This window comes from Yoonia sp. R2-816, assembly GCF_046762905.1.
GTDB lineage: Bacteria > Pseudomonadota > Alphaproteobacteria > Rhodobacterales > Rhodobacteraceae > Yoonia.
Map to the genome: position 1 here is coordinate 1 of NZ_JBKQXN010000173.1, position 374 is coordinate 374.

1 protein-coding gene is annotated in these 374 nt (G+C 57.0%); it reads right to left on the minus strand.

Annotation, left to right across the window (positions count from 1 at the left end; genetic code table 11):
• Positions 1-23: 23 nt before the first annotated feature.
• A partial coding sequence (locus tag ACFWW2_RS06760; protein ID WP_393927088.1) for a hypothetical protein occupies positions 24-374 on the minus strand: 351 nt, incomplete at its 5' end.

Here is a 374-nt window from a genome sequence, read left to right on the forward strand (position 1 = left end):
TGTGCAACAAAGCCCCCTGCGGCTCAAAAGCTGTGACTGAGCGCAAACCCAATGTAGGGATTTGGGTCACCGCCCTGTGCGCGATATCCCGCGTTCAACAAGATGTCTGGTCCGGGAGTATCCGAAGCAATCTGATAGGTCAGGCCAATATCGAGCGGCCGCTCTGAGGGGATAATGTCCACAGTATGCGAGGTTCGTGTCACGCCAGTGCTGTCTTGACCGGCCACTGCTGCAACCCTGTCTTGCGGGAGGTCGATTGAGATTTCGCCAGAGGAGATCTGGAGCGGACTTGAGACAGACAGGCGTATCGTGCCTGGGCTGCCGAGAAAATGCGCCTGGCTGATTGAGACTTCGCCAGCATGTCCCATCAGGTT